The organism is Pseudomonas sp. FW305-3-2-15-C-LB1 (assembly GCF_058787615.1).
In genome coordinates, this window is sequence record NZ_JBYSZX010000002.1 from 578,039 (window position 1) to 602,655 (window position 24,617).

Consider the following 24,617-nt stretch of genomic DNA (forward strand, 5'->3'; position numbering starts at 1 on the left):
GGTCTTATGGATTGCTCATCCCCAACAGGCCGCGGGCGTACTGCGCCAGGGGGCGGGCAATCAGATCTTCTGGCTTGTTGTCGTGAAACGTCAGTAAACCGCCACGACTGCGTATACGTGCAGTATCAATCAAATACTGGGTGCTGGTCTCGATCAACATGATCTGGATGACGCCGCTGTCCAGGCCGACGCGGTCGAGGGCTTCCTGGTCGGCCCATTCATCCGCGTTGCCGATGCGGTCATCCGCCTTGGCGAAACGGCAGTACAGCAGGTAGTGAGCCCCCGCCGCACGGGCTTCGGCCATGGCCTGCTCCAGGCCTTCAGGCTGACGGGCGCGGCGCACCATGGGGAAGTACTCGACAAAGCCATTGAAGGCTTCTTCGGCCACCACGTTCGGCCGCGGGTAGGCACTGCCCGGCGGCACAAAGGCGCCCTGGGCGATAAAGACAAAGGAGTCCGGCTGTATGCGTACCGAGGCGGTACGGCGGGTATCGCTGTGGTCCAGCAAACCGGCGTCGCTCATCTGATAGCGGGTGCCTTCGGCCATATCGCTGACGGTCATGCAGCCACTCAGCGTCAACGACGCCAGCAACAAAACCACACTACGCATCCTAATCCTCCAGAAGCCGGTGACGGAAAACCGGCGAATGGGCGTGTGATGCAGGTTTTGCGCCATTTGGAAGCAACCTATAACAAATGTGGGAGGAGCTTGCCCCTTCCCACAGTTGGTTGTGTGCTGGCTTGGCGGGTTGGTTAGCCGCCGATGATTTTCATGATGGTGGCGCCGCCAGAAAAAGCCACCTCCTGCTTGTCACCCAACGCCTTCATCAACAGCCCCTGCAAGGCCGGGAGTGCTTGATGGCGCGGCTTGTCCAGCAGGTCGCCGACGTAGTGACGGTTACTCGACGACAGGCAGCCATGCAACCAACCCGTGGACGACAAGCGCAACCGTGAGCAGGTGCGGCAGAACGGTACGCTTTCGTTGGCGATCACACCAAAGAAGCCTTTACCGGGGATTTCGTAGCGTACGGCAGTGGCATCCACAGGCGCATTGGCTTGCAGGTATTCATGCTGCTCACCGATCAAACCCAGCAGTTGTTGCAGGCTGACAAACTGCTGCAGGAACGCGTTGGAGTCCTTGGCCAGGTGGCCCATGCGCATCAATTCGATAAAGCGCAGCTCGTAGCCACGCTCCAGGCAATAGTCGAGCAGCGGCATGACCTGGTCGAGGTTCTGGCCGCGTAACGGCACCATATTGACCTTGATCTTGATGCCGGCAGCGCGGGCCTGGTCCATGCCGTCGAGCACAGTGGCCAGGTCGCCACCACGGGCAATGCCGCGGAAGGCATCTGCGTCGAGGGTATCGAGGGACACGTTGATGCGCTTGATCCCGGCCTCCACCAGCAACGGCAGCTTGCGCGCCAGCAATTGGCCGTTGGTCGTCAGGCTGATATCGCTGAGCCCCATCCCCCCCACGGCGCCCATGAACGCTTCCAGCTTGGGGCTGACCAGCGGCTCGCCGCCGGTGATGCGCAGGCGGTCGATGCCCGCCGCTTCGATCAGGTATTCCACACCACGGGCCATGGCCTCGGCGGAGAGTTCGTCCTGGGCAGCCACCAGCCGCTTGCCGTTAGGCACGCAGTAGGTACACGCGTAATTGCAGGCTGAGGTCAGGCTGATCCGCAAATTGCGAAAACGCCTGCCTTGACGATCAACGATCATGGATCACTCCGGCAGAGGATGATTCGGGCGCGCTAAAAGCTGACTGATAAATCAGCTTTTAGCAAGAGTCCATGCCTGAGTATATTCCTGGGGTACTACGCGTGGCAGCAAATCATTACGTGGCAGGCGTTTCTGCCGGTGGCTGCTCACTGCTGTGCTTGCGCTTGTTGCCCATGCGCACGCCGATATCCATCAAAAACTGGAAGAAACCTTCCTGGTCTTCCAGCACGTTGCTCCAGAACGGCGAGTGGTACAGCGCCACGGCACCGTGGACCAAGGCCCAGGCGGCGCAGTAGTGGAAATACGGCGGCACATCTTCGAGCTTGCCTTCGCTGATGCGCCCCTTGATCAGCAGAGTCAGGCGTTCGAAGTTCGAGGCGCGGATCTTGTGCAGTTCCTCGACCATCTCCGGCACCTGGTGGCCCTTGACCACCTTCTCTTCCAGCCGGTCGAACAGGCGATAGCGCTGCGGGTCACGCATGCGGAACTCGAAGTAGGCACGGGACAGGGCTTCCTTGTCCTTGTCGACATCGGCCGAGTGCAGCAACTCGTTCAAGTCGCGCTCATAGTCGAGCATCAGGCGCAGGTAGATCTCGGCCTTGGACTTGAAGTGCTTGTAGATCGTGCCTTTGCCGATACCCACGGCATCCGCGATCATCTCGACGGTGACGCTGTCTTCACCTTGTTCAAGGAACAGCTTGAGTGCGGTGTCGAGAATTTCCTGCTCACGGCGGCGAAACTCACGGACCTTACGGGGTTCTTTGTGCATGAGGAAGAGGTCTGCAAAGGTCGGATTAGGGAGGGTTGCGCAGGGCCACGGATACGTGGCGATACGATTTACCCGGTGCGAGGGATTATCCCGACTGAACGGTCGTTGGGCAATGTCTATGTGAACCCGGAATGCACTTTACTTTCAGCACGCCAACGTTTTCATTGATATCAGTCAGAAATAATACGCAACAACTGCACCCGTGCACCGGTCTGATGAGAACTCAAGCGAAGCGCGCGTATTCCAAATCTGTTTAAAAAACGATCAGCCGCGACTGGACTGAATCGGATACTGATCAATACTTGAACTGTCGACGTGACATCTCCCCCAAGTGAAGCGCCGACCTGGGTACCAACGGACCGCGTACCCTTGTTTTACTCCTAATGGTCTTAACCCGGATTCACCCCCCAGAACCCGGGTTTTTTTTGCCTGCGATTTGACCCTCGCGTTAAGAAGCGACGTGGGCCAGTGGGAAAAGGCGCTTGAAGTTTTCGGTAGTCTGCTCGGCAAAACGCTCGTAGGACTCACCGCGCAGCATCGCCAGGTAATCCGCCACGTCGCGCACATACTCCGGCAGGTTCGGCTTGCCGCGATGGGGGATGGGAGCCAGGTAGGGGGAATCGGTTTCCACCAGCAGGCGGTCGGCGGGCACCTGGCGTGCGACATCACGCAGGGCGTCGGCGTTGCGGAAGGTGACGATACCCGACAGCGAAATATAGAACCCCAGGTCCAGCGCCGCCTTGGCCATGTCCCAGTCTTCGGTAAAGCAATGCAACACGCCAGCCTGGGGCAATGCCGCTTCGCGCAGCAGGGTCAGGGTGTCGGCACGGGCGCCACGGGTGTGGACGATCACCGGTTTGCCGGTCTGCCGGGCGGCTTGCAGGTGCAGGCGGAACGAAGCCTGCTGCAACTCGGCGGCTTCGGGTTCGTAGTGGTAATCCAGGCCGGTTTCGCCAATGGCCACCACGCGCGGGTGATTGAGTTCACCCAGCAGCCAGTCGAGTGCCGGGGCTTCACCGGGCTTGAGGTCCAGCGGGTGGATGCCCACCGAGCAATCCACATCGGCATAACGCTCGGCCAGGGATTTGACGTCCGCTGCATTCTCCGCGCTGACGCCGATGCACAGGAAGTGCCCTACCCCACGCTGGCGTGCGGCGTCGAGGGCAGCGTCAAGGGAACCGCCGTGCTGGGCCAGGTCGAGGCGGTCAAGGTGGCAGTGGGAATCTACAATCATAGGAGTCTACAACTTCAGTCACGAAAAGTGTCTGGCCGACGATACACCCGCCGACCACGGAAATTAACGGCGTCCGAGCAAACCGACCCATTGCACCAGCAACGCTTCAAGCAGCAGCACGCGGTTGAGGTTGGCCTTGCCGAGCACCTTCTGGCGCTGGGCGAGGATCCAGTCCTGGATCGCCAGCACCTTGTCCTGGGCACTTTTCTGCGCCAGGTACTGCACCACCTTGCGCATATCCGGCAGGCCCAGACCGTTTTCATCCTGGGTCAGCTGGTAGCGCAGGATCAGGCTTGACCAGTCGCAGAACCAGTCGAACAGCAACAGCAGGGGGATGTCCTTCCAGGCGCTTTCTGCCAGCTGGGTGGCGGACACTTCCTGCTTGATCAGTTTCTTGACCCCCTCCACCACCAGCGCCCGTTGTTCACGCACGCCCTGGACCTGCAGCTTCACCGCCGCCAACGGCGAACCGGCGGCCAGGGTCAGCAACTCGACCCGTTCGTCCTGGGAGCACTCCGGCAACGCCTGTGCCAGCCACGCAAGACTCATGGCCTCGCTTGGCAGCGGGCACGCCTGCTGCACGCAGCGGCTGCGGATGGTCGGCAGCAAACGGCTGGACTGGTGACTCACCAGCAACAACACCGTATCGCCGGACGGCTCCTCCAGGCTTTTGAGCAAGGCGTTGGCAGCATTGATGTTCATCGCCTCCACCGGCTCGATCAGCACCACCTTGCGTCCGCCCATCTGTGCGGTCTGCACCACGAAGCTGACCAGGTCGCGCACCTGGTCGACCTTGATTGCCTTGTCGGCTTCCTCGGGCTCCAGCAGGTAGTTATCCGGGTGGCTGCCAGCCTTGAGCAGCAGGCAGGATTTGCACTCGCCGCAGGCCTCAAGATTGATCGGGCGCTGGCACAGCAGGCTTGCCATCAGGCGCTCGGCCAACGCTCGCTTGCCGATCCCCACCGGCCCATGCAACAGGTAGGCGTGGGCGTGCTGGGCACGGCCGGCCAGTTGTTGCCACAGGCTGTCCTGCCACGGGTAGGCTTCAGCCACGGGCGCGCTCCAGCAGTTCGGGTAGCAGCGCGTCGATGGCCTGCTGCACCTGCGCCAGCGGCTGGGCTGCATCCAGCAGGGAGTACCGTGCAGGCTCCGCCTTGGCAAGTGTGAGGAATGCACTGCGTACCGCGTTGAAGAACCCATCGCCTTCCAGCTCGAAGCGATCCAGGCGGCCACGGGCGCTGGCACGGGCCATGCCGACTTCCACCGGCAGATCGAACAGCAAGGTCAGGTCAGGGCGCAAGTCGCCTTGGACAAAGGTTTCCAGGGTGGCGATGCGCTCCACGGACAAGCCCCGACCGCCGCCCTGGTAGGCGTAGGTGGAATCGGTGAAACGGTCACAAATCACCACGGCACCACGGGCCAGAGCCGGACGGATCACCTCGGCCAGGTGCTGGGCACGGGCGGCGAACACCAGCAGCAGCTCGGTGTCCGGGTTCATCTGCTCGTCACCCGGCGCCAGCAGCACTTCGCGGATACGCTCGGCCAGCGGCGTGCCACCGGGCTCACGGGTCAACACCACCTCGATGCCTTCGCTGCGCAAGCGCTCGGCCAGGTAATCGCGGTTGGTGCTTTTGCCGGCGCCTTCGGGGCCTTCCAGGGTAATAAACAAGCCAGTCACAGGCAGTCCTTAGTCAGAATTATTGCGGGCTTTGCGGCGCGGTAGCGTCCGGAGCAGGGTCGGCCGGCTTTTCTACCGGCGCCTCGGCAGGCACATCCGCCGGTGGCGTTGCGTCTTCGGCAGGCTTCACCACCGGCGCCGGGCTGGAGCGGTAATCGGCGCGTCGCTTGAGTTGGAACTCACGCACGGCGGCATTATGCGCATCCAGGTTATCCGAGAAAATGTGGCTGCCATCGCCACGGGCAACGAAATACAGGCTGCTGCCCGGCACCGGGTTCAGCGCGGCATGGATCGCCTCGCGGCCGACCATGGCAATGGGCGTCGGCGGCAGGCCGGCGACCATGTAGGTGTTGTAGGGATTGGCTTCCTTGAGGTGCGCGCGGGTCAACTTGCCGTTGTAGCGTTCACCCAGGCCGTAGATCACCGTCGGGTCGGTCTGCAGCAGCATGCCGACCTTCAGGCGCCGCACAAATACCCCGGCAATCTGCCCACGCTCTTCAGGCACGCCCGTCTCTTTCTCCACCAGGGAGGCCATGATCAGCGCTTGGTAAGGGTCTGTGTAAGGCGCGTCGGCAGCGCGCTTGCTCCATTCCTGGGCGAGTACGTCGTCCAGGCGGTTGTAGGCTTTCTTCAGGAATTCGACGTCGGTCATGCCACGCACGAAACGGTAGGTATCGGGGAAGAACCGCCCTTCTGGAAACACGCCAGGGTGACCGAGCTTGTCCATGACGTCGCTGTCGCTCAGGCCCGAGAGGGTCTGCACGATCTTTTCATGCTTGGCCAGGGCCGAGCGTACCTGGCGGAAGTTCCAACCTTCGACCAGCGTCAGGCTGTATTGCACCACTTCGCCACGCTGCCACAAGCCGATCAAGCCTTGCGCCGTCATGCCGGGCGTCATGCGGTATTCGCCGCTGTGCAATGGCTGGCCGTCCAGGTTGAAGCGCCAGTACAGACGCAACCAGAAGGCACCGTCCAGTACGCCGTCAGCTTCCAGGCGATTGAAGGTGCCGGTGGGGGTCGCCCCTGCCGGTACGTCGAGCAATTGCTCCTGGGTCAGCTTCAAGGGCTGCTTCAGGGCAGCGTCGTATTTCCAGGCGCCATAACCCAACAGCAAAGCCGCCGAGAACAGACCGATCAGCAGCAGTACAACCAGTTTTCGTATCAACTCAAATTTCCAATAGCGCGCGAACAATGCCCTGCAGTTTACGGGTGAGCGGGCCAACCGACCAGCTCATCGCAGCGCACTCGCGCACCGGCCAAATGCCATAAACGCTGTTACACACGAAGACTTCGTCGGCTTGCTGCAACTGCTCGACACTGATGTCGGCCACGGCCACCGGGATGCCCAGGGTCTGTGCCTGGGCCAGAATCTCGGCGCGCATCACCCCGGCCACGCCGCAACGCGTCAGATCAGCGGTTAGTAACAAGCCGTTGCACACCAGGAACAGGTTGCTGAACACGCCTTCGATCACACGACCGGACACATCCAGCATCAAGCCTTCAGCGTGCTTGGTGTCCTGCCACTCGGCGCGGGCGATCACCTGTTCCAGACGGTTGAGGTGCTTGAGACCGGCCAGCAACGGCTGTTCGGCCAAGCGGGTGGCACAGGGAAACAGGCGGATGCCATCGGTTCCATGAGCGCTGGGATAAGTAGTAGGCGGGCTGCCCTGCAAGATACGGCGCACCGGTGCGCCAGGGTGGATGCCATAACCGCGCAGGCTGTCGCCACGGGTCAGGATCAATTTGAGGACACCCTCGCCAAGGGCGGTGGCGTAGGCCAGCACTTCGCTGCGGATCACCATCGGATCCGCAACCAAGGCGAGGCGCCTGCAACCCTCGTCGAGGCGTTGCAGGTGACGGTCGAGCAGCACCGGCTGTCCGGCCTTGACGGCGATGGTCTCGAACAGCCCATCGCCATACGCCAGGCCGCGATCTTTCAGGGGCACGCTGTCCGCTGGCTGACCGTCGACCCAGCTGTGCATTACTCGGCGAACCGGCGGAACACCAGGGAACCGTTGGTACCGCCAAACCCGAACGAGTTGGAGATCGCCACGTCGATCGGCATCGGCTGCGCTTCGTGAGGCACGAAGTTCAGGTCGCAGCCTTCGTCAGGCTCATCCAGGTTGATGGTCGGCGGCGCGACCTGATCCTTGATGGCCATCACGCTGAAGATCGCCTCGACCGCGCCCGCCGCACCCAAGAGGTGTCCGGTCATGGACTTGGTGGAGCTGACCGCCAGCTTATAGGCGTGCTCACCGAACACCGACTTGATGGCCTCGGCTTCCGCCAGGTCGCCCGTCGGAGTCGAAGTCCCGTGGGCGTTGATGTACTGCACCTGGTCCGCATTCACCTTGGCATCGCGCAGGGCGTTGGTGATGCAACGCGCGGCACCGGCACCGTCGGACGGTGGCGAGGTCATGTGGTAGGCGTCACCGCTCATGCCAAAGCCAATCAGCTCGGCGTAGATGGTGGCACCACGCGCCTTGGCGTGTTCCAACTCTTCCAGCACCAGGGCGCCGGCACCGTCGGACAGCACGAAGCCGTCACGGCCTTTGTCCCATGGACGGCTGGCGCGGGTCGGCTCGTCGTTGCGCGTCGACAGCGCACGGGACGCGCCGAAGCCGCCCATGCCGAGGCCGCAGGCCGCCATTTCGGCGCCACCGGCGATCATCACGTCGGCTTCGTCATAGGCGATATTGCGCGCCGCCATGCCAATGCAGTGCGTGCCGGTGGTGCACGCCGTGGCGATGGCGTAGTTAGGTCCCTGTGCGCCCAGGTGGATGGACAGGAAACCGGAAATCATATTGATGATCGAGCCCGGGACGAAGAACGGCGAAATTCGACGAGGGCCGGAATCGTGCAACGTGCGGCTGGTTTCTTCGATATTGGTCAAACCGCCAATACCCGAACCCATGGCCACGCCGATGCGGTCACGGTTGGCGTCGGTGACTTCCAGACCGGCATTACGCACAGCCTGAAAACCGGCTGCCAGGCCGTATTGAATGAACAGGTCGAGTTTGCGGGATTCCTTGACCGAGAGATATTCCTCGACATTGAAACCCTTTACCGAGCCGCCAAAACGGGTGGAATAGGCAGAAAGGTCCGTGTGTTCGATCAGACCAATACCACTGCGGCCAGCCAGAATGCCCTGCCAACTGCTTGGCACATCCGTGCCCAGTGGCGACAACATACCCATACCGGTGACTACGACGCGTCTACGCGACACAGCACTCTCCTTTTTCTAATGACGACACTTTTGCTTCAGCGCGTACTTTTCATCAGGGCTAAAGAAAAAACCGCACGCCGTTACAGCAGTGCGGTTTTTCCCTGACAGCAAGCGACGACTACAAACTATTACGCCTGGTGGCTAGTAACGTAGTCGATAGCAGCTTGAACAGTAGTGATTTTTTCAGCTTCTTCGTCCGGGATTTCGGTCTCGAATTCCTCTTCCAGAGCCATCACCAGCTCAACGGTGTCAAGGGAATCGGCACCCAGGTCTTCTACGAAGGAAGCAGTGTTGACCACTTCTTCTTCTTTAACGCCCAGTTGCTCGGCGACGATTTTCTTGACGCGCTCTTCGATGGTGCTCATACCTTGTTTAACTCCTAATGGACAAATTCAGGCAGCTGGCCAGTGGGTAAGTGTATAGAAAGCCTTTTCAGCTTTTCAACTGAAAGCTTCATCCTGTACCCGGTCGGCCACCTGCCTATAAATTAAGTTGCAGCTTTATAACGGATTTTAGACAGCTCGTATGACATATTTTTGAAGCGATCCGTCACAATTTAACTCATGTACATCCCGCCGTTCACCGGGATTGTAGCCCCAGTCACGTATGCCGCACCGTCGGATGCCAGGAAAGTGACCACATTCGCGATCTCTTGAGCCTGGCCCAGACGGCCCAGCGGAATCTGCGTCAGCAACGCTTCACGCTGTGCTTCCGGCAGTTCGCGGGTCATATCGGTGTCGATGAACCCTGGAGCCACCGAGTTGACCGTAATCGACCGCGAGCCGACTTCACGCGCCAATGCACGGCTGAAACCTTCCAGACCGGCCTTGGCGGCTGCGTAGTTTACTTGGCCTGCGTTGCCCATGGCACCCACTACGGAGCCAATATTGATAATTCGGCCCCAACGCGCCTTGGTCATACCGCGCAAAACGCCCTTGGACAGGCGAAACAGACTGTTCAAGTTGGTGTCGACCACGTCGTACCACTCGTCGTCTTTCATGCGCATCATCAGGTTATCGCGGGTGATACCGGCGTTATTCACCAGAATCGCCGGCGCGCCGAACTGTGCGGTGATCTCGGCCAAAACGGCAGCCACGGATTCATCGCTGGTCACGTTCAGTTCCAGGCCGGTGCCTTGCACGCCGTTTTCCTTCAGGGTCGCGGCGATACGCTCGGCGCCCGAGGCGGAAGTAGCGGTGCCGATCACAACAGCGCCCTGACGGCCCAGCTCCAGGGCGATCGCCTGGCCAATGCCACGGCTTGCGCCGGTGACCAGTGCAACTTTACCTTGCAGACTCATGCAGGCTTCTCCTAAGTTCAGGGATTCAGGCCAGTGCCGCGCGAGCGGCAGCAAAGGCGTCAGGGGTATTGAGGTTGGCAGTCGACACGCCGTCGGCGCAGCGCTTGTTCAGGCCGGCCAGGACTTTACCCGGTCCACACTCAACCAGTTCAGTCGCACCATTGGCGGCCAGGGTCTGGACCGATTCAACCCAGCGTACCGGCTTGTAGAGCTGCTCCAGCAGATCGCGCTTGAGGGTTTCGAGGTCGGCAGCCACGGCGGCGCTGACGTTCTGCACCAGCGGGATCTGCGGCGCCTGCCAGTTGATGGCGGCGATGGACTCGGCAAAACGCTCGGCCGCCGGGCGCATCAGCTCGCAGTGCGACGGCACGCTCACCGGCAACGGCAACGCACGCTTGGCGCCACGGGCCTTGCAGCCTTCGATGGCACGCTCAACGGCAGCCTTGGCACCGGCGATCACCACCTGGCCCGGGGAATTGAAATTCACTGCACTGACGACTTCGCCCTGGGCCGCTTCGGCGCAGGCTTCGATCACCACGGCATCGTCCAGGCCCAGGATCGCGGCCATGCCGCCCTGCCCGGCCGGAACGGCTTCTTGCATCAGTTGGCCACGACGCTCGACCAGCTTGACCGCCTCACCCAGGGTCATGCTGCCCGCTGCCACCAGGGCGCTGTATTCGCCCAGGCTGTGGCCGGCGACGAATGCAGGGCGTGCGCCGCCTTCTGCCAGCCACAGGCGCCACAGGGCGATCGAGGCGGTCAGGATGGCCGGCTGGGTTTTATCGGTTTGATTGAGTTGCTCTTCCGGCCCCTGCTGGGTCAGTGCCCACAGGTCGTAACCCAGGGCGTCGGAAGCTTCCTTGAAGGTGTCCAGGATCAGCGGGTATTGCGCGCCCAGCTCGGCCAACATGCCGAGGGACTGCGAACCCTGCCCTGGAAAGACGAATGCGAGGGATGTAGACATGTAACAAGCCCCTAATGATCTGGTCGTCAAAAATGCGCACTCCTACGGTGGGAGCGCACGAAACTGACAGATTGGATGGTCAATTGAACTGGCCGGTCACATTTAAGCACTCCCGGGCCGATTCGCCTAAGGCAACAGGTCCTCAAGACGGCCGTGCAAGCGTTGCGGCAGGTTTTCCTGGATCTCGATCACTGCCCGCGCGATCGCACTTTGAAAACCCTCGACACCGGCCGAGCCGTGGCTTTTTACCACAATGCCCTGCAACCCCAGAAAACTCGCGCCATTATGCCGCGCCGGAGCCAGGTCAGCCTGCAAGCGGCGCATCAACGGCAGCGCCAGGGCGCCGACAACGCGCGATGCCAGGCTCCGTTTGAACAGCGCCTCGATACGCGTGGCGATCATGGTCGCCAGGCCTTCGCTGGATTTGAGCAGGATATTGCCGACAAACCCGTCACACACCACCACGTCCGCTTCGCCACGGTACAAGCCGTCACCTTCGACAAACCCGACGTAATTCAAACCCCGCGCGGCCTGCAGCAACGTGGCGGCCAGCTTGACCTGCTGGTTGCCCTTGATGTCTTCGGTGCCGATATTCAGCAAGGCAACGCGCGGGCGGGCCACGCCAAGCGCCTCGGCGGCCACCGAGCCCATCACGGCGAACTGGAGCAGATGCTCGGCGCTGCAATCGACGTTTGCGCCCAGGTCCAGCAACTGGCAATAGCCTTTTTGCGTCGGAATCGCCGCCACCATAGCCGGTCGATCAATGCCGGGCAGGGTCTTGAGCACAAACCGCGACAACGCCATCAGCGCCCCGGTATTGCCGGCGCTGACACAGGCTTGCACCTTGCCATCACGCAGCAGTTCCAGGGCCACCCGCATCGAAGAGTCAGGCTTGCCACGCAGGGCTGCCGCAGGCTTTTCATCCATGGTGATGGTTTCGCTGGCTGGCGTAATCGTCAGGCGCGCGCGATCCACCGCCGGATGGCTGGCAATCATTTCTTCAAGTAAGGAGGGTTGGCCGACGAGGGCCAGGTGCAGCGAGGGTGTTGCAGACAGGCTGGCAATGCAGGCCTGAACAATGCTGCGGGGACCGAAGTCCCCGCCCATTGCGTCTATCGCGATGACTAGAGCAGACAAGTGATTACTCGTCAGCGCCCTTGTCGATCACTTTACGGCCACGGTATACGCCTTCTGGCGATACGTGGTGACGCAGGTGAACTTCACCGGTGGTCTTTTCCACGGACAGGGTGCTAGCCTCGAGAGCGTCGTGCGAACGGCGCATGTCACGGGCGGAGCGGGATTTTTTGTTCTGCTGAACAGCCATAATTGATTAACTCCTAAACGTTTGGGTCACGCTTTAACTGCGCCAATACACTGAACGGGTTGGACCGCGTTACCTCGTCCTCGCTCGGTTCGGGCTCGTCATCGAGGCCCGCCGGCTGCTGGCATTCTTCCGGATGATGAGCAGGCACAATGGGCAAGGCGAGCAGAAGCTCCTCCTCGATCAGTGCATGCAGATCCAAAGGATCTTCGCCCAGTTCCAGCACGTCATAACCTTTCGGCAACGACTGGGTATTCGCACCCTCCTTCACCACAGCATAACTGCACTCGCTGTGGATCGGCAGGGTGACCAGCTCAAGACAACGCTGGCAAACCATTTTGACTTCGGTGTCGATAAAACTGTGGATTACCACAGATTTACGTTCATCTCGTTCAAAAACGAATTTGGCCTGCACCGTACCGACAGTGTCGGAAAGCGGGTCGCAGAGTCTCTCCAAATCGGCCAGCAGCAACTCACCTTGAAGGGAAGTGCCACGATCAGCCAATTTGCGCGGGTCAACGTGAGGTGGAATCGGGTCATTCAACATAGGCGCAGCATTATAGGGATGCACCCAGCCATGTCAAAGGAAATTCAGCCCTGTGCGTCAGCCGGTCGCCCCGCTAGAATCCGCTGCCGACCTGAGGAGACGCCCATGCTGCCTTTATTACTCGCATCCAGCTCGGTGTATCGCCGGGAATTGCTGAGCCGCCTGCACCTGCCGTTTATCTGCAGCTCACCGGATATCGATGAAAGTCACCACGAAAATGAATCCGCCGAGGAACTGGTCAAGCGCCTGGCCGAACAGAAAGCCCGCGCCCTTGCCGCCAGCCATCCGGGGTATTTGATTATCGGCTCCGACCAGGTGGCCGCACTCGATGGCCGGATCATCGGCAAGCCGCACACCTTCGAGAATGCCCGCGAGCAACTGCTGGCCGCCAGCGGCAAGCGCGTCAGCTTCCTCACTGGGCTGGCACTACTCAACAGCAAGACGGGGCACTGCCAGGTCGACTGCGTGCCTTTTACCGTGCACATGCGCGAGCTGGATGCCGAGCGCATCGAACGCTATTTGCGAGTCGAGCAGCCGTATGACTGTGCGGGAAGCTTCAAGGCCGAGGGGTTGGGCGTGAGCCTGTTCCAAAGTACCGAAGGGTCGGACGCCACCAGCCTCATCGGCCTTCCCCTCATTCGCCTGGTGGATATGCTGCTGGCCGAAGGCGTGCAAATCCCCTGAGAACACCACAAGCAAATGTGGGAGGGGGCTTGCCCCCGATAGCAGAGGATCAGCCAACTAACCCGCAGTTGACCCACCGCAATCGGGGGCGAGCCCCCTCCCACATTTTGATCTATATGTAGCCTGGGGCTCAGCGCAGGCTTGGGCCTTGGAAGCCCATGTAAAAGGCCAGCTTCTCGGCCACACTGGCACCGAGCCGCTTGGAGAAACGATCAAACGGCGATTCCTCAACCGTAAAATCCACCAACTCCTTCTCGCCAATCACATCCCGCGCTACCGAACTGGCACTGCCCAGGCCGTCGATCAAGCCCAGCGGCAACGCCTGCTCGCCGGACCACACCAGGCCGGAGAACAGCTCCGGATGGTCTTTGTCCTTCAGACGATCACCACGCCCCTGCTTCACGCTGGCGATGAATTGGCGATGAGTGGTATCGAGCACACCCTGCCAGAACTGGGTCTCATCGGCCTTTTGCGGCTGGAAGGGATCGAGGAAAGATTTGTGCTCACCCGAAGTGTACGTGCGACGCTCCACCCCGAGCTTCTCCATGGTGCCGACGAAACCATAACCGGCCGCCGTCACGCCAATGGAACCCACCAGACTGGCCTTGTCGGCGTAGATCTGGTCAGCGGCACTGGCAATGTAATAGGCACCCGAGGCGCCCAGGTCGGAAATCACCGCATACAGCTTGGTATCCGGGTGCAGACCACGCAGACGACGGATCTCGTCATACACATAACCCGATTGCACCGGGCTGCCGCCCGGGCTGTTGATACGCAGGATCACACCTTTGACCTTAGGGTCTTCGAACGCGGCGCGCAGGCTGCTGACAATGTTGTCGGCACTGGCGGACTCCTTGTCGGCAATCACTCCGCGCACTTCGATCAGGGCAGTGTAATTGGCACCCCGGGTTGCGCTTTTTTCCATGTCCACCAGTGGACTGAACAGCGCCAGCATGCCGATGAGCCAGACAAAGGTCAGCAGCTTGAAGAAAATCCCCCAACGCCGCGCGCGACGCTGCTCCTGAACGCTGGCCAGAAGGGTTTTCTCCAGCAGCTTCCAGCTTTTGTCATCACTGCTTTCAGCCTTTTCGGGCGCTTTCCACTCATCACTCATGCCATCAACCCCAGCAAAGACTTATTGGGCCCGGTTGAGCCAGGCCTGCAATTCGGAAAAATGATCAATCGTCAGACGCGGCTCATATTGCTGCAACGCCTCGGCAGCCTGGGCGCCATAGCTGACCGCCACACTGTCCATGCCCGCATTGCGCGCCATCATCAGGTCGAAGGAGGCATCGCCCACCATCAAGGCCTGGCGTGGCGACACGCCGCAATGGGCCAGGATCTGCTCCAGCATCAGAGGATGAGGCTTGCTGGCAGTTTCATCGGCGGCGCGGGTGATATCGAAATAATCTTCCCAACCGTGGGCCTTGAGCACCCGATCCAGGCCACGTCGTGCCTTGCCAGTGGCGACTGCCAGGTGATAGCCCTGGGCACGGAATGCCTCCAGGGCCTGCGCCACACCGTCGAACAGCGGCGAAGGGGTGGCCTCCAATGCGATGTAGTGATCGGCGTAATGCTCGCGAAACGCGACCAGTTCGGCGTCGCTGATCTCGGGGTACAAGGTGCGAATCGCCTCAGGCAAGCCGAGGCCGATAATGCCCTTGACCGCCAGATCACTGCACAGCGCATACCCCGAGCGGGTCGACGCAGCGTGCATCGACTCGACAATCCGGCCAATGGAGTCGGCCAGGGTGCCATCCCAATCGAATATCAGCAGTTTGTAGTCAAGGCGCGACACTCAAGCGCTCCACGGTCTTGGCCCACATCTCATCGACCGGTGCCTGCAGCTTCAACTCGCCACCATCTGGCAGCGGCACGGTGAGCATGTAGGCGTGCAGAAACAGGCGCTTGCCGCCCAGATCGCGGATTTCCCTGGAGAAATCTTCGTCGCCGTACTTGGTATCGCCCGCGATGCAGTGACCCGCGTGCAGGGTGTGCACACGAATCTGATGGGTGCGCCCGGTGACCGGCTTGGCCTCGACCATCGTGGCGAAGTCGCCGAAACGGCGCAGCACCTTGAACAGGGTCAGGGCTTCTTTGCCCTCCTCATCCACTTCGACCATGCGCTCGCCGGAGCGCAGGTTGCTCTTCTGCAACGGCGCACGGACGCTCTTGATGGAACTGGCCCAGTTGCCGCGCACCAGCGCCATGTAGCGCTTGTCCACGCCATCGCCGCGCAACGCGGTGTGCAGGTGGCGCAACATGCTGCGTTTCTTGGCGATCATCAGCAGGCCGGACGTGTCGCGGTCCAGGCGGTGGACCAGTTCCAGCTCCTTGGCATCCGGGCGCAACTGACGAAAGGCTTCGATCACGCCGAAATTCAGGCCGCTGCCACCATGCACCGCAATGCCGCAGGGCTTGTTGATCACAATCAGCTTGCTGTCTTCGAAGACAATCGAGGCTTCCAGGCGCTGCAACAAGCCCTGGGCCAACGGTACAGGCTCGTCACGCTCAGGCACGCGCACCGGTGGCACGCGTACGATATCGCCCGCCTGCAACTTGTACTCGGGCTTGATCCGGCCCTTGTTCACCCGCACTTCACCTTTACGCAAGATGCGGTAAATCAAGGTCTTGGGCACGCCTTTGAGCCTGGCCAGGAGAAAATTGTCGATGCGTTGGCCGGCATATTCCGGCGAGACCTCGAGCAGCTGGACGCTGGGGGTCTGGGGGGCGGTAGTCGTCATGGCGGCGATGATAACAATTTTTTATGGAATTGAAGCACTTAATCATTGCTGCTATAGTCGCGAACGCCGCCAAAAGCGGCCTGGACAGAGGACATGCGGCAAACTGCCGGCCCTGACCATCGCAATTCATCAGGACGCGAGGCCGTCCTACGGGGCTTTCGCCACCCTGGAAGGTTCAAGATTGTAACAAGCGCAGGTGACATGAGGCCTGAAGCGAGTGCAGAAAGCAGAGTGAATACTCGCGTTCTGCGCAGATATTTACGGCCAGTTCACAAAGTGCAGTCAGTCTTGGACCAGACCACGGCGAATGCTTCGGAAACAACGCCTGTTAAGAGCTGAGTGAGAGCGCAACCGCCCACACCTAGTCTTGTTTAGCCATGAGCGTGGACTCCCCATTGGAGAACACGGTAAATGCCAACCCGCTGCGGATTCTGCGCGCGGCAGCACCCGAATTATCAGGGATACGTGTAGGGTGGAGATGCACAACCGTCGGACCGTGTAGCACTAGGCTTATATTTAGACGCTTCATCTCGTCCACAGTCGCCGGTTGATTCCTCCTCCTGACCTTAGCTTTTGTTGAAGTGGTGCCTTTGTCACCACCGCTAACAAGCAGGACGCGTCCGTCGCGGTACCGGCCCAATTGGCCTGTTATTGCTGGACACTGGAGTGGCCAACCACTCTTGACGCACCTGACACCGACCGTGAGAAGTCGTGTGTGCCGAACGCCGTTTCCGGCAGCCCGGAAACCGACGGTACAACATGAAAAGAATGCTGATTAACGCAACTCAACCCGAAGAGTTGCGTGTTGCACTGGTAGATGGCCAACGCCTCTACGACCTGGACATCGAATCCGGTGCACGCGAGCAAAAGAAGGCCAACATCTATAAAGGCCGTATTACTCGCATCGAACCAAGCCTCGAGGCTGCCTTTGTCGATTTCGGCTCCGAGCGCCACGGCTTCCTGCCCCTCAAAGAAATCTCCCGCGAATACTTCAAGAAAGCCCCCGAAGGCCGCGTGAACATCAAGGACGTCCTGAGCGAAGGCCAGGAAGTCATCGTCCAGGTCGAAAAAGAAGAACGTGGCAACAAGGGCGCCGCCCTGACCACCTTCATCAGCCTGGCTGGCCGTTACCTGGTCCTGATGCCAAACAACCCGCGTGCCGGCGGCATTTCCCGTCGCATCGAAGGCGAAGAGCGCAACGAACTGCGTGAAGCGCTGAACGGCCTGATCGCACCGGCCGACATGGGCCTGATCGTGCGCACTGCCGGCCTGGGCCGCAGCAGCGAAGAAATGCAGTGGGACCTCGACTACCTGCTGCAACTCTGGACCGCCATCAAGGAAGCCTCCCTGGATCGTTCCGCGCCGTTCCTGATCTACCAGGAAAGCAACGTGATCATCCGCGCCATCCGCGATTACCTGCGCCAGGACATCGGCGAAGTGCTGATCGACAGCGTTGAAGCCCAGGACGAAGCCCTGACCTTCATCCGCCAGGTGATGCCGCAGTACGCCAGCAAGATCAAGCTGTACGAAGACAGCGTTCCGCTGTTCAACCGTTTCCAGATCGAAAGCCAGATCGAGACCGCCTTCCAGCGCGTGGTCGAACTGCCTTCCGGTGGCTCCATCGTGATCGACCCGACCGAAGCCCTGGTGTCCATCGACATCAACTCGGCGCGTGCGACCAAAGGCAGCGACATCGAAGAAACCGCCCTGCAGACCAACCTGGAAGCGGCTGAAGAAATCGCCCGCCAGCTGCGCCTGCGTGACATCGGCGGCCTGATCGTGATCGACTTCATCGACATGACCCCAGCCAAGAACCAGCGCGCCGTGGAAGAGAAAGTCCGCGAATGCCTGGAAGCTGACCGTGCCCGCGTACAGGTCGGCCGCATCTCGCGCTTCGGCCTGCTGGAAATGTCCCGTCAGCGCCTGCGTCCGTCCCTGGGCGAGAGCAGCGGCATCGTTTGCCCGCGTTGCAACGGCACCGGCATCATCCGTGACGTTGAATCGTTGTCCCTGGCGATCCTGCGCCTGATCGAAGAAGAAGCCCTGAAAGACCGCACCGCCGAAGTCCGCGCACAAGTGCCGATTCCGGTTGCAGCCTTCCTGCTCAACGAAAAACGCAACTCGATCACCAAGATCGAACTGCGCACCCGTGCCCGTATCGTCATCCTGCCGAACGATCACCTCGAAACGCCGCACTTCGAAGTGCAGCGCCTGCGTGATGACAGCCCGGAAGCCCACAGCGGCCAGTCCAGCTACGAAATCGCCGCTGCAGCCGCCGAAGTCGAAGAAGTGCAGCCAGCCGCCGCGACCCGCACCCTGGTCCGCCAGGAAGCCGCCGTGAAAACCGCTCCGGCCCGTGCCAACGCACCGGTTCCGGTTGAAGCCGCCGCTCCGGTTGCCGCGCCAGCCGTAATGCCTGAGCCAAGCCTGTTCAAAGGCCTGGTGAAGTCGCTGGTAAGCCTGTTCGCCACCAAGGAAGAACCTGCTGCACCGGTTGTGGTTGAGAAACCAGCGACCGAGCGCCCTGCACGCAACGAAGAGCGTCGCAACGGTCGCCAGCAGAGCCGTAACCGCAACGGCCGTCGTGACGAAGAGCGCAAGCCGCGCGAAGAGCGTGCGCCGCGTGAAGAACGCGCCCCACGTGAAGAGCGTGCGCCTCGCGAAGCCCGTGAAGAAACCCCGACCGTAGAACGGGCACCGCGTGAAGAGCGCGCACCGCGTACGCCACGCGCCCCACGCGAAGACCGCAAGCCACGTGGCGAGCGCGAAGAGCGTGTGCGCGAACTGCGCGAGCCGCTGGACGCTGCGCCAGCCGTTGCCGGTGCAGCTGTTGTTGCCGAAGAACGCCCGGCTCGCCAGCCGCGCGAAGAACGTGCGCCACGTGAAGAACGCCAGCCTCGCGCTCCGCGTGAAGAGCGTCAACCACGTGCCGAACAAGCGGCTGCCGCCAGCGAAGAAGAAGTGCTGACCGGCGAAGAGCAACTGCAGGAAGACGGTCAGGAAGGCGCCGAAGGCGATCGTCCACGCCGTCGCTCCCGTGGCCAGCGTCGTCGCAGCAACCGTCGTGAGCGTCAACGCGATGCCAACGGCAACGTGATCGAAGGCTCGGAAGAGACCGGCGAAAACGCAGAAGCCGCTACCAGCGAGCCGACTGGCGCCGAGCTGGCTGCCGGCCTGGCCGTTACCGCTGCCGTTGCCAGCTCGGTCATCAGCGCTCCGGCTGAAGCCCAGGCGCACGAGCAGGCTGAGCGCGCTACCGCGACTGTTGAAGAAGCCGTCGTTGTGGAAGTGCCTGCCGCCGAGGCCCCAGTGGTTGAAGCGTCGGTCGTTGAAGCACCTGCTGCCGAAACCCCAGTCGTAGAAGCACCGGTTGTTGAAGCGACTACCCCAATCGAAGCACCGGTTGTTCCGGAAGTGGAAGTTGCTCCGGTTCAAGAAGCCCTGCCAGAAGTTGAAGCGGTGGCTGAACAAGTACCGGTAGTCGAGCCTCAACCTGTGGCTAAAGCAGTGATTGAAGCACCGGCTGTCGAAGCGGCCCCGGAAGTTCGTGAAGTTCGTGAAGTTCGTGAAGAACAGACCGCCTTCCAATGGACTGCCGAGCCTGCCGCTCCGGTTGAAGCGCCAGCGCCAGCACCTGCCCCGGCGGTAGAAGAAGCGCCGGCACCGGTTGCCGAAGTTGTGGTTGCCGAGCCAGCCCCAGTGGTTGAGCCTGCTCCGGTCGTTGAACCAGCGCCAGTGGTTGAAGCGCCGGCGGCTGCCGAAGTGGCTGCCCCCGTGGTTGAGGCTGCACCGGTCAGCGCCCTGACCGAAAACGGCCGTGCGCCGAACGACCCACGTGAAGTGCGTCGTCGTCGCAAGGAAGCTGAAGCCGCTGCCGCTGCCGCTGCTGCTGCTGCGGCACAGGAAGCAGAACACGAGAGCAAGCCTCTCGCCTGATTCCCGCAGCCACTGAAAAGCCCCGCCTGAGTGATCAGGCGGGGCTTTTTTATGTTCGTCCGGTTAGAGGTAATGCAACAACGCAGGCACGTCCACATCCCATGACACACCTGGGTCATCTACCGCCACCTCACGCACCGCCGCCTGGGCAAACAACGGCTTGGCTCCACGGTCACCGGTCAAAGCCATCAACCCGGGCCCAAATGCCCGGCCAAATGCCACAGGATGCCCGTACTGCCCGTCCTGCACCGGCACACTGATGCCACCCTCCTCCAACCCCGCAATCACTCGCTCAATGCTCGATGACTGAATAAACGGCATATCCCCCAGCACCACCAGCCAGCCATTCGCCGAAGCACTGGCTGCAACCGCAGCGGCAATACTGTCGCCCATGCCGGCCGAGCGCAGCAGCAACACCTTGCAACCGTAGATCTCTGCCAAGCGAATTACTTCGGGACGATCGGCTGAAGTCACCACCCAACGATCAGCCACGGCACTCGGCAGATTTTTCAGCACCTGCTCGATCACTGGCCGAACGACGCCATCCAGGCCCACACAATCAGCCAGCAACTTGTCCTGGTCAGCCCCTGCCTCGGCGCGGAAACGGCTGCCCTGCCCCGCCGCGAGCACAATCGCGGTGATGCTCACTCAACCACCACCGGCAACGGCTTCTTCTGCATCGGCGCCACACCATTCTTGATCGCAACAATTTCCGCCATCAACGACAACGCGATTTCCGCCGGTGTATGACTGCCGATATGCAAACCGATCGGCCCATGCAGACGCGCAATCGCTTCCGTCGACAAGCCCAGCGCCGCGAGGTTTTCCCGGCGTTTCTGGCTGTTGACCCGTGAACCGAGGGCACCAATGTAGAACGCCGAGGAATTCAGTGCCGTCAGCAGCGCCATGTCATCCAGGCGCGGATCATGGGTGAGGCAGACGATGGCCGTGCGCTCGTCGGTCTGGATATTCAGCACCGCCTCATCGGGCATACCCGGCACGAAGCGACCGTGCTGGTCTTCCCAGCCATAGACAAACTCATCGCGCGGGTCGCAGATCAGTACTTCGAAATCCAGCAGGCGCGCCATTTCCGCCACATACCGCGACAACTGCCCGGCACCGATCAACAGCAGGCGCCAGCGTGGGCCATAGATGGCTCGCAGGCGTTCACCGTCGAAGGTGACGACGTCGGTCTTGCTCGCGCCACTCAACGTCACCTTGCCAGTGGCCAGGTCCAACTCCCGGGCGACGATCTGATGAGCCTCGCACCGTGCCAACAGCTCAGCCACCCATTCCCACTCGTCTACCCGCTCCTCGGTCAGGCGCAAGGTGCCGCCGCACGGCAGGCCAAAACGCGCCGCTTCATCGCGGGTAACGCCATAGGTCACCAACTGCACCGGCGGCCCGTCTTCAGGCAGCCGACCATCCTGCAGGCGGGCAATCAAGTCATCTTCGATGCACCCGCCCGATACCGAGCCGATCACTACCCCATCGCCCCGCAATGCCAGCATGGCGCCCGGCGGGCGCGGCGCGCTGCCCCAGGTCTGGACCACGCTGTACAACACCACTCGCTGTCCGGCACGGCGCCATTCGAGCACGCTGCGCAGGACATTCAGATCCACACTGTCCACATAACCTCCTGCAAGCGTTAAAACCGAGTCATTCACTGTAAAACAAAAGTCGCCGAAGTGACGCGCCAGAAACGCAAACGCCCCGAACCAGTCGGGGCGTTTGTGCGTTGCTGTCAGCGTTAGTTCACGCCATCGGCAATTTACTTGACCACAGGTGCAGGGCCTTCGGCCACGCCCAGGTCATCCAGCTCACGGGTTTCCGAGATGCCGGTACCGCCGGACGCCAGCTCGCTTTGCAGCTTGTCGGTGTCCAGTTCCTTGACCCACTTGGCCACGACGATGGTGGCAACGGCGTTACCTACGAGGTTGGTCAGCGCACGGGCTTCGGACATGAAGCGGTCGATACCCAGGATCAGCGCCAGGCCGGCAACCGGCAGGTGACCTACGGCCGACAGGGTGGCCGCCAGTACGATGAAGCCCGAACCGGTCACGCCGGCAGCGCCTTTGGAGGACAGCAGCAGCACCAGCAGCAGGGTGATCTGGTGGGTGATGTCCATGTGGGTGTCGGTCGCCTGGGCGATGAACACGGCCGCCATGGTCAGGTAGATCGAAGTACCGTCGAGGTTGAACGAGTAGCCAGTTGGAATCACCAGGCCTACTACGGATTTCTTCGCGCCCAGACGCTCCATCTTGATCAGCATGCGTGGCAGTGCGGATTCGGAAGAGGAAGTACCCAGTACGATCAACAGCTCTTCACGGATGTAGCGGATCAGTTTGATCACGCTGAAACCGTGAGCGCGGCAGATACCGCCCAGCACTACCAGCACGAACAGGATGCAGGTGATGTAGAAGCAGATCATCAACTGGCCCAACTGCACCAGCGAACCCACACCGTAGGCACCGATGGTGAATGCCATGGCGCCCAGGGCACCGATTGGCGCGAGCTTCATGATCATGTTGATGATGTTGAACATCACGTGGGCGAAGCGATCGATGAAGTCCAGTACCGGCTTGCCGTAGGCACCCAGACGGTGCAGGGCGAAACCGAAGATCACCGAGAACATCAGCACTTGCAGGATGTCGCCATTGGCGAACGCGCCAACGATAGTGTTAGGGATCACATTGAGGATAAAGCCGACGATGCTCTGGTCCTTACCGGCAGTGACGTAGGCTGCCACTTTGGAGGCGTCCAGGGTGGCGACGTCGATGTGCATGCCGTTGCCCGGTTGCACCACGTTCACCACGATCAGGCCGATCAGCAGCGCGATGGTGGAAACGATCTCGAAGTACAGCAGTGCATAACCGCCGGTCTTGCCGACCGATTTCATGCTTTGCATGCCAGCGATGCCGCTGACAACGGTGCAGAAGATGATCGGGGCGATGACCATTTTGATCAGTTTGATGAACCCGTCACCCAGTGGCTTGAGGGCCACACCGGTCTGTGGGTAGAAGTGACCGAGCAAAATACCGATAACGATTGCAACGATCACCTGGAAGTACAGGGATTTGTAGATAGGCTGACGAGTCGTCATTGCAAAGTTCCTCAATCGTCCCGTGTGGCAAATATCCGCCATTGCCCACGACACTTGAATTGCGAACCCTCCTGCACTGGAGGGATTTGTTGTTTGCGAGGTCGGTAGGTCCAGCCTGCGCTGTCATCCTTACCGCAAACGCCGTGCCACTTTGCTGAAAAACCCTGAAGGCCTTTAGACATCAGGGTTTGTACTTTACAAGTGCCCTCCCAAGCACCGAATCGAGTGGCGGATTTCCGCCCATCAACCTGATCCCGTCCTACAATTTGGCGGATATCCGCCTTGTGACCCCATCCGAGGGTGGCTACCATCCGCCCGTCCATGGAAGAGGCCTTCGCATGCGTGAACGTACCATCGCCAGCCATTACGCCCGGGCAGCCCTCGGCGGTGCGCGTCGGGTCGGTTACGACTACTCGGGCCTGCTGCTGCAAGCAGGTATCACCCCGGAACTACTGACCGAACCTCGCGCCCGCATCGCGCCGGAACAATTTACCCGGTTGCTGCAAATGCTCTGGCTGGCGCTGGACGATGAATACCTGGGGTTTGCCGACGGCCCCAGCAAACGCGGCACCTTTGCCATGATGTGCCACGCATTGATCCACTGCCGCACCCTGGAGAAAGCCCTGGAACGCGGCTTATTGTTTTATAGCCTATTCCCGCAGGGGCCACGCTGGCAGCTGACACGTGAAGGCGAAATGGCCCGTTTGAGCCTGGACGACTCGCAATTGTGGGACCCGGATCACTTCCTCAGCGAATGCCTGCTGGTGATCTGGCATCGACTCGGCAGTTGGCTGATCGGCCAACGCATCCGCCTGCACCAGGCCACCTTCAGCTACCCGATGCCGGCTCACGCCAGCGAATACGACCTGCTGTTTCCCTGCACCCAGGTATTCGGCGCACCGAACAGCAGCCTGGTATTTCACAGCCGCTACCTGAGCCTGCCGCTGTTGCAGGACGAACGCACGCTCAAGCACTTCCTCGAGCGCTCCCCCGCCGACCTGTTGTCACGGCCGGATGAAGGCGACAGCTTGAGCAGCCAGCTCCGCCGCTTGCTCAGCGGCGACCGTACACCCTGGCCAGACCTGGAAGCCGTCGCCCAGCAGTTGCACATCAGCCCGCAGACCCTGCGCAGGCATTTGCGCGAAGAAGGCACCAGCTTTCAGGCACTCAAGGATGAGCTGCGGCGGGACATCGCCATCTATCATTTGGGGCGGGCGGATTTATCGTTGCAGGAGATTGCCGAGCAGTTGGGGTTTTCCGAACCGTCGGCGTTTCATCGGGCGTTCAAGAAGTGGACGGGGTTGACGCCGGGGGCTTACCGAGCCCAAGAGAGCTAAAGATGCAGCGCCAATGTGGGAGGGGGCTTGCCCCCGATGAGGCCTGTCCCCC

24 protein-coding genes are annotated in these 24,617 nt (G+C 61.0%); 3 read left to right on the top strand and 21 right to left on the bottom strand.

What is annotated here, in order from left to right:
* Positions 1-4: 4 nt before the first annotated feature.
* From AC3WP7_RS06475 to AC3WP7_RS06545, 15 genes are all read right to left on the bottom strand, one after another.
* Complete coding sequence (locus tag AC3WP7_RS06475) at positions 5-610, bottom strand: DUF4823 domain-containing protein (protein WP_071490494.1); 606 nt, start codon at positions 608-610, stop codon at positions 5-7.
* A 143-nt stretch (positions 611-753) separates the two neighbouring features.
* Positions 754-1,722 (bottom strand): GTP 3',8-cyclase MoaA, encoded by a 969-nt coding sequence (locus tag AC3WP7_RS06480; protein ID WP_092242561.1) that lies wholly within the window; start codon positions 1,720-1,722, stop codon positions 754-756.
* Between the two features lie 115 nt (positions 1,723-1,837).
* Entirely contained in the window at positions 1,838-2,491 is a 654-nt protein-coding gene (locus tag AC3WP7_RS06485; protein WP_071490496.1) for a TetR/AcrR family transcriptional regulator, read from the bottom strand.
* 448 nt (positions 2,492-2,939) lie between these two features.
* Positions 2,940-3,725: a TatD family hydrolase gene (locus AC3WP7_RS06490; protein WP_092242558.1), complete on the bottom strand. Its 786-nt coding sequence runs from the start codon at positions 3,723-3,725 to the stop codon at positions 2,940-2,942.
* A gap of 63 nt (positions 3,726-3,788) precedes the next feature.
* Positions 3,789-4,778: a DNA polymerase III subunit delta' gene (locus tag AC3WP7_RS06495; protein WP_102592262.1), complete on the bottom strand. Its 990-nt coding sequence runs from the start codon at positions 4,776-4,778 to the stop codon at positions 3,789-3,791.
* Positions 4,771-5,403: a dTMP kinase gene (tmk, locus tag AC3WP7_RS06500; RefSeq protein WP_071490499.1), complete on the bottom strand. Its 633-nt coding sequence runs from the start codon at positions 5,401-5,403 to the stop codon at positions 4,771-4,773. The genes AC3WP7_RS06495 and tmk overlap by 8 nt, the downstream gene beginning before the upstream one ends.
* Before the next feature lie 19 nt (positions 5,404-5,422).
* Positions 5,423-6,568, bottom strand: a complete 1,146-nt coding sequence (gene mltG, locus AC3WP7_RS06505) for an endolytic transglycosylase MltG (RefSeq protein WP_071490500.1) — start codon at positions 6,566-6,568, stop codon at positions 5,423-5,425.
* A 1-nt stretch (position 6,569) separates the two neighbouring features.
* A complete protein-coding gene (gene pabC / locus AC3WP7_RS06510) occupies positions 6,570-7,385 on the bottom strand; it encodes an aminodeoxychorismate lyase (RefSeq protein ID WP_102592261.1) in 816 nt (271 codons plus the stop codon).
* Entirely contained in the window at positions 7,385-8,629 is a 1,245-nt protein-coding gene (gene fabF, locus AC3WP7_RS06515) for a beta-ketoacyl-ACP synthase II (protein ID WP_093128129.1), read from the bottom strand. Before fabF ends, pabC begins: the two co-directional genes overlap by 1 nt.
* Positions 8,630-8,757: 128 nt before the next feature.
* The gene (gene acpP / locus AC3WP7_RS06520; RefSeq protein WP_003175607.1) at positions 8,758-8,994 is read right to left on the bottom strand and encodes an acyl carrier protein; all 237 of its coding nucleotides are present in this window, start codon (positions 8,992-8,994) and stop codon (positions 8,758-8,760) included.
* Between the two features lie 191 nt (positions 8,995-9,185).
* On the bottom strand, positions 9,186-9,929 hold the full coding sequence (gene fabG, locus AC3WP7_RS06525; protein ID WP_015885432.1) for a 3-oxoacyl-ACP reductase FabG: 744 nt from the start codon (positions 9,927-9,929) through the stop codon (positions 9,186-9,188).
* A 25-nt stretch (positions 9,930-9,954) separates the two neighbouring features.
* Complete coding sequence (gene fabD, locus AC3WP7_RS06530; RefSeq protein ID WP_092242539.1) at positions 9,955-10,893, bottom strand: ACP S-malonyltransferase; 939 nt, start codon at positions 10,891-10,893, stop codon at positions 9,955-9,957.
* Between the two features lie 126 nt (positions 10,894-11,019).
* Positions 11,020-12,030 (bottom strand): phosphate acyltransferase PlsX, encoded by a 1,011-nt coding sequence (plsX, locus tag AC3WP7_RS06535; protein WP_102592260.1) that lies wholly within the window; start codon positions 12,028-12,030, stop codon positions 11,020-11,022.
* 4 nt (positions 12,031-12,034) lie between these two features.
* A complete protein-coding gene (gene rpmF, locus AC3WP7_RS06540) occupies positions 12,035-12,217 on the bottom strand; it encodes a 50S ribosomal protein L32 (protein WP_003179396.1) in 183 nt (60 codons plus the stop codon).
* A gap of 13 nt (positions 12,218-12,230) precedes the next feature.
* Positions 12,231-12,761: a YceD family protein gene (locus AC3WP7_RS06545; protein ID WP_010566563.1), complete on the bottom strand. Its 531-nt coding sequence runs from the start codon at positions 12,759-12,761 to the stop codon at positions 12,231-12,233.
* 105 nt (positions 12,762-12,866) lie between these two features.
* Here AC3WP7_RS06545 and AC3WP7_RS06550 point away from each other — a divergent pair, with 105 nt between their 5' ends.
* A complete protein-coding gene (locus AC3WP7_RS06550; protein WP_092242530.1) occupies positions 12,867-13,445 on the top strand; it encodes a Maf family protein in 579 nt (192 codons plus the stop codon).
* Between the two features lie 130 nt (positions 13,446-13,575).
* Here the strand turns inward: AC3WP7_RS06550 and AC3WP7_RS06555 are convergent, their stop codons facing one another.
* From AC3WP7_RS06555 to rluC, 3 genes are read right to left on the bottom strand one after another with little or no spacing between them, the layout of a single operon-like run.
* Positions 13,576-14,559: a S49 family peptidase gene (locus AC3WP7_RS06555; RefSeq protein ID WP_092242527.1), complete on the bottom strand. Its 984-nt coding sequence runs from the start codon at positions 14,557-14,559 to the stop codon at positions 13,576-13,578.
* Positions 14,560-14,580: 21 nt separating this feature from the next.
* Positions 14,581-15,243: an HAD-IA family hydrolase gene (locus AC3WP7_RS06560; protein WP_102592259.1), complete on the bottom strand. Its 663-nt coding sequence runs from the start codon at positions 15,241-15,243 to the stop codon at positions 14,581-14,583.
* Positions 15,230-16,189: a 23S rRNA pseudouridine(955/2504/2580) synthase RluC gene (gene rluC / locus AC3WP7_RS06565; protein ID WP_071490507.1), complete on the bottom strand. Its 960-nt coding sequence runs from the start codon at positions 16,187-16,189 to the stop codon at positions 15,230-15,232. The genes AC3WP7_RS06560 and rluC overlap by 14 nt, the downstream gene beginning before the upstream one ends.
* Before the next feature lie 759 nt (positions 16,190-16,948).
* On the opposite strand from rluC, the gene rne reads away from it, so the two are divergent.
* The gene (gene rne / locus AC3WP7_RS06570; RefSeq protein ID WP_404941833.1) at positions 16,949-20,125 is read left to right on the top strand and encodes a ribonuclease E; all 3,177 of its coding nucleotides are present in this window, start codon (positions 16,949-16,951) and stop codon (positions 20,123-20,125) included.
* Positions 20,126-20,188: 63 nt separating this feature from the next.
* On the opposite strand, the gene AC3WP7_RS06575 is transcribed toward rne, so the two are convergent.
* The 3 genes from AC3WP7_RS06575 to AC3WP7_RS06585 all read right to left on the bottom strand — a co-directional run bounded on the left by AC3WP7_RS06575 (position 20,189) and on the right by AC3WP7_RS06585 (position 23,228).
* The gene (locus AC3WP7_RS06575) at positions 20,189-20,773 is read right to left on the bottom strand and encodes a nucleotidyltransferase family protein (RefSeq protein WP_102592257.1); all 585 of its coding nucleotides are present in this window, start codon (positions 20,771-20,773) and stop codon (positions 20,189-20,191) included.
* Positions 20,770-21,756 carry an XdhC family protein gene (locus AC3WP7_RS06580; RefSeq protein WP_071490510.1) on the bottom strand — a complete coding sequence of 329 codons (987 nt, stop codon included), beginning with the start codon at positions 21,754-21,756 and terminating at the stop codon, positions 20,770-20,772. Before AC3WP7_RS06580 ends, AC3WP7_RS06575 begins: the two co-directional genes overlap by 4 nt.
* A 140-nt stretch (positions 21,757-21,896) precedes the next feature.
* Entirely contained in the window at positions 21,897-23,228 is a 1,332-nt protein-coding gene (locus AC3WP7_RS06585) for a dicarboxylate/amino acid:cation symporter (RefSeq protein WP_102592256.1), read from the bottom strand.
* Between the two features lie 338 nt (positions 23,229-23,566).
* On the opposite strand from AC3WP7_RS06585, the gene AC3WP7_RS06590 reads away from it, so the two are divergent.
* Positions 23,567-24,565 carry an AraC family transcriptional regulator gene (locus tag AC3WP7_RS06590; protein WP_093514555.1) on the top strand — a complete coding sequence of 333 codons (999 nt, stop codon included), beginning with the start codon at positions 23,567-23,569 and terminating at the stop codon, positions 24,563-24,565.
* Positions 24,566-24,617: the final 52 nt, after the last annotated feature.

Excerpts from the sequence above, each read along its gene's own strand:
- AC3WP7_RS06475 (WP_071490494.1), bottom strand. The coding sequence starts at position 610 with ATGCGTAGTGTGGTTTTGTTGCTGGCGTCGTTGACGCTGAGTGGCTGC.
- AC3WP7_RS06480 (WP_092242561.1), bottom strand. The coding sequence starts at position 1,722 with ATGATCGTTGATCGTCAAGGCAGGCGTTTTCGCAATTTGCGGATCAGC.
- AC3WP7_RS06485 (WP_071490496.1), bottom strand. The coding sequence starts at position 2,491 with ATGCACAAAGAACCCCGTAAGGTCCGTGAGTTTCGCCGCCGTGAGCAG.
- AC3WP7_RS06490 (WP_092242558.1), bottom strand. The coding sequence starts at position 3,725 with ATGATTGTAGATTCCCACTGCCACCTTGACCGCCTCGACCTGGCCCAG.
- pabC (WP_102592261.1), bottom strand. The coding sequence starts at position 7,385 with ATGCACAGCTGGGTCGACGGTCAGCCAGCGGACAGCGTGCCCCTGAAA.
- acpP (WP_003175607.1), bottom strand. The coding sequence starts at position 8,994 with ATGAGCACCATCGAAGAGCGCGTCAAGAAAATCGTCGCCGAGCAACTG.
- fabG (WP_015885432.1), bottom strand. The coding sequence starts at position 9,929 with ATGAGTCTGCAAGGTAAAGTTGCACTGGTCACCGGCGCAAGCCGTGGC.
- fabD (WP_092242539.1), bottom strand. The coding sequence starts at position 10,893 with ATGTCTACATCCCTCGCATTCGTCTTTCCAGGGCAGGGTTCGCAGTCC.
- rpmF (WP_003179396.1), bottom strand. The coding sequence starts at position 12,217 with ATGGCTGTTCAGCAGAACAAAAAATCCCGCTCCGCCCGTGACATGCGC.
- AC3WP7_RS06545 (WP_010566563.1), bottom strand. The coding sequence starts at position 12,761 with ATGTTGAATGACCCGATTCCACCTCACGTTGACCCGCGCAAATTGGCT.
- AC3WP7_RS06550 (WP_092242530.1), top strand. The coding sequence starts at position 12,867 with ATGCTGCCTTTATTACTCGCATCCAGCTCGGTGTATCGCCGGGAATTG.
- AC3WP7_RS06555 (WP_092242527.1), bottom strand. The coding sequence starts at position 14,559 with ATGAGTGATGAGTGGAAAGCGCCCGAAAAGGCTGAAAGCAGTGATGAC.
- rluC (WP_071490507.1), bottom strand. The coding sequence starts at position 16,189 with ATGACGACTACCGCCCCCCAGACCCCCAGCGTCCAGCTGCTCGAGGTC.
- rne (WP_404941833.1), top strand. The coding sequence starts at position 16,949 with ATGAAAAGAATGCTGATTAACGCAACTCAACCCGAAGAGTTGCGTGTT.
- AC3WP7_RS06585 (WP_102592256.1), bottom strand. The coding sequence starts at position 23,228 with ATGACGACTCGTCAGCCTATCTACAAATCCCTGTACTTCCAGGTGATC.
- AC3WP7_RS06590 (WP_093514555.1), top strand. The coding sequence starts at position 23,567 with ATGCGTGAACGTACCATCGCCAGCCATTACGCCCGGGCAGCCCTCGGC.